Source organism: Kitasatospora sp. NPDC047058 (genome assembly GCF_040643935.1).
GTDB lineage: Bacteria > Actinomycetota > Actinomycetes > Streptomycetales > Streptomycetaceae > Kitasatospora.
Map to the genome: position 1 here is coordinate 1 of NZ_JBEYVJ010000547.1, position 3,920 is coordinate 3,920.

Sequence of the window (3,920 nt, forward strand, 5' to 3'; positions counted from 1 at the left end):
CAAACCCCCGCAGACGGGGGTTTGAAGACGGGCCCTAGCAACGGATCCCCGACCCGCTCGCGCCCGCCCGTAAGGTCCGTTTCGGCCGAAGTCGGTGGCTGCCTCTAATCTTGTCCACCGTGACCGCCATCGCTGACCAGCCCACCGAGCTCGGGCCCCGGCCGCCCGCCGGGCCCGCCACCGCCGCCGCGCGGCCCGCGCCCGGCCCCGCCGCCGACGAGGGCCTGGCCCGCCGGCTCAAGGCGCTGGCCTGCACCGCGCCGCTGCACGACCTGGACAGCCGCAAGGTGATGCTGGCCGGCGAGTACGGCGGCTACGCGATGGCCGAGGTCGGCCTCGCCGCGATCGACCTGGTCACCCTGCACATGGACTTCGACACCGGCGCCGACCGCGACATAGTGCTCGCCCGGCTGCTGCCCCGGGTCGCCGCCCAGGCCGCCGGCCGGCCCACCACCGAGCACGAGCGGGTCGCCCGCTGGGTGCTCGAGTCGCTGATCAACGTCGGCAGCGTCGACCGCGGCTTCCGCGCCGTCTACGGCACCTTCGGCGCGGACGGCGAGTACGTCCGCCGCGACTACGACTTCAAGCTGATCGAGGAGGTGCCCGGCCCGGACGGCGGCGTCTACCTGCGTACCACCGACGAGGCGGTCAACGTCCTGGTCGGCGCGCTCGACACCGACGTCACCTCGGCCCAGATCGCCGCCGAGGTCAAGCTGGAGGTGTTGATCCGCCGCGGCCGCCTGGCCGACGCCCAGCTCGCCGCCGAGCAGGCCCGCTACCGCACCGTGCAGTACGCCGAGACGCTGCGCCGCGCCCTCGACGCCACCCGCCGCAACGTGCGCGCCGTCGACTGGATGCAGGCCGTCCCCGACCTCATCGACGAGGCGCTCGACCACATCGCCGACCGTTACCGGCACGAGAACGCGATTCTCACCAACATCCGCAAGGCCCGCGACGAGGCCGAGGAGCCGGAGCACAAGCGCCGCGCCGCCGAGCTGGTCGACATCGTCAAGGACTGCATCCGCCGCCACACCCAGCTGCAGACCCGCCTGCTGGAGGCCGGACCGCTGTTCCGCGCCGAGCAGGACCGCCAGGCCTTCGCCGCGCCCGGCGCCCGCAGCGGCATCGACCTCTACGGCCAGCTGCTCGCCCCCGTGCTGCGGCTGCCGGTGGAGCAGGCCGTCCGGCCCACCGGCGCCTTCTTCGCCCGCGGCACCGGCCTGCGCACCCCCGTCTCGGTCCGGGTCGCCGACCTGGTCGACCTGCTGCTCACCCCGCCGGTCGAGCGCGAGCACCTGGGCGCCGAGCTGCCCGACCCCGACCTCGTCGCCACCCCCGACGACAGCCGATTCTCCGAGGCGCAGCTGGAGGCCGCGCTGGAGCTGCTCGACCTCCCGGCCGACGCCCCGCGCCGGCTCTCCGGCCTGCTCGCCGACGCCCGCGGGCAGGACCCGGAGCTGCCCTACCTGGTCGCCCTGCTCGCCGTGCACGCGGCCAGCCCGCCGGTCGGCACCGCCTACCGGCAGGGCGAGGAGCGGCTGCTCTTCGCGGTCGACGACGGCACCCCGCTGCACGACCCGGAGTTCGGCGGCGCCGACCTCATCGTCGGCAGCGCCCTGCTCGACGCGGCCGGCATGGCGGCCGACCGCAAGGACGCGGGCTGACGAGTTTGACGATCCGCCAGGCCCGCCGCACCATGCACCGTCAGATCTTCCGTACCAGCAGCACCATCCCCGAGGAGCACCGCCCGTGACGACCCACCACGACACGTCCTGGGCACCCGAGGGCGAGCCCGCCGCGCCGGCCGCGATCACCCCGGCCGACGTGGCCGACGCCGCCCGGCTGGTCTCCTTCGGCCTCCAGGCCAAGCTGCTCCCCGCCCGCGACGCCGAGTACGCCGAGCTGGTCCGCCGCCACCGCGAGGACCCGCCGTTCGCCCGGCTCGCCGACGCCGTCGCCACCGGCATGGGCCTGGTCGTGCTGGAGGTCTCGCCGCGGGCCGGCATGGCCGTCGCCGCCGCCGAGGACTCGGTCTTCGCCGTCCGGATGGGCGACTACTCGCGCCGCGCCGCCTCCGAGTCCACCGACCGCTTCCTGCACGGCCTGGCCCACCTCGCCGTCGCCGCGATGGCCTTCCCCCGCCCCGAGGACCTCGCCGACGACGGCTACCTCGGCCGGATCACCGTCAACGGCGTCGACTCCTTCGTCCGCCAGGCCTGCCGCCGGCTGGAGGAGCAGGCCGAGGCCGACGGCACCAACACCGACCCGCAGAGCGACGCCCCCGGGCTGGAGGCCGCCTGGCGCGTCTGGGCCCGCCGCACCGCCACCGGCGCCACCAAGGACGCCCGCCGGCTCTCCGGCTCGACCATCGGCATCGTCGCCAAGGCGGTGATGTTCCTGGTCGACTCCGGCTTCCTGCAGAAGACCTCGGACGACGCCGGCGGCACCTACCGCACCACCGCCCGCTACCAGCTCCAGGTCCGCGACCTGGCCGGCAGCGCCGCCATGGCCGAACTGCTCGACCTCGGCATCGTCCCGGTCTCCGACGGCACCGCCAGCCTGCTGCCGCCGGACCTGAGTGACGAGCTGGTCGCCGACGCCGGCCTGCCGTTCCACTCGCTCTGAGCCTCCTCACCACCCCGCACCTCCTGGAGAACCGCCGCACATGTACGAGCTCAACCGGGTCCGCCTCTACTCGATCGGACCGGCCGGCGCCCGCTACGCCGACACGGTGCTCGACCTGCGCGGCGTCGGCGAGCCCGTCGCCGACCCGGCCCCGCAGCAGATCGGCCTGTTCGGCGAGGACACCGACGGCCCGGTCCGCCGACCCGCCCCGGCCGGCGTGCTCTTCCTGGAGAACGGCGGCGGCAAGTCCGTCCTGCTCAAGCTGATCTTCTCGGTGATGCTCCCCGGCCACCGCAACACCCTCGGCGGCGCCAGCTCCGGCGTGCTGCGCAAGTTCCTGCTCGCCGACGACTGCGGCCACGTCGCCCTGGAGTGGCAGCACACCGTCACCGGCGAGCTGATCGTGGTCGGCAAGGTCAGCGAGTGGCGCGGCCGCCAGGTCTCCTCCGACCCGCGCAAGTTCGCCGAGACCTGGTACTCCTTCCGCCCCGGCCCCGGCCTCACCCTGGACTCGCTGCCCGTCGCCGAACGGGTCAGCCTGGCCGGCGACCAGAAGGCCCGCGGCCGCCGCCGCACCATGAAGGGCTTCCGCGACGCGCTCACCGAGGCGGGCAAGGCCCACCCGCACCTCGACCTGGTCTTCGAGGACGGCCACGACCGCTGGACGGAACACCTCGGCGACCTCGGCCTCGACCCCGAACTGTTCCGCTACCAGCGCGAGATGAACGCCGACGAGGGCGAGGCGGCCGGCCTCTTCGCGGTCAAGCACGACAGCGACTTCACCGACCTGCTGCTGCGCGCCGTCACCGACACCCGTGACACCGACGGCCTCGCCGACCTCGTCCACGGCTTCGCCGCCAAGCTCGGCCGCCGCGCCGAGCTCACCGCCGAACGCGACTTCACCGCCGGCTCGCTCGACCTGCTGGAGCGGATCGCCGAGGCGACCACCGCCCGCGAAACCGTCCGCGAGGCCCACCGCACCGCCGAGCGGCGCACCCGCCGGCTCGCGCACGCCCTCACCTCCCGCGCCACCGCCGAACGCGACCGCGCCCAGGACCTCGCCATCGAGGTCGCCGCCGCGGCGGGCGCCGTCACCGCCGCCGAGGCCGACCGCACCCGGCACACCCTGATCACCGCCGAACTCACCCACCGGCACGCCACCCTCGGCCTGGCCGCCGCCACCGCCGAGGCCGCCGCCCTGCGCCGCGAACTCATCGACGCCCGCACCCTGCACTCCGCCTGGCAGGCCGCCGAGGCCGTGCTGCGCCAGCGCGCCGCCGCCGACCGGGTCGCCC

At 75.1% G+C, this 3,920-nt stretch carries 2 protein-coding genes and 1 pseudogene; all 3 read left to right on the plus strand.

The features are described 5' to 3' along the window. Nucleotides 1–224 precede the first annotated feature (224 nt). Entirely contained in the window at nucleotides 225–1,664 is a 1,440-nt protein-coding gene (locus ABZ885_RS37155; protein WP_360198996.1) for a hypothetical protein, read from the plus strand. Nucleotides 1,665–1,749: 85 nt separating this feature from the next. Next, nucleotides 1,750–2,625, plus strand: a complete 876-nt coding sequence (locus tag ABZ885_RS37160; RefSeq protein ID WP_360198994.1) for a hypothetical protein — start codon at nucleotides 1,750–1,752, stop codon at nucleotides 2,623–2,625. Nucleotides 2,626–2,665: 40 nt separating this feature from the next. Continuing rightward, nucleotides 2,666–3,920: pseudogene (locus tag ABZ885_RS37165) on the plus strand (hypothetical protein); the annotation flags it as partial.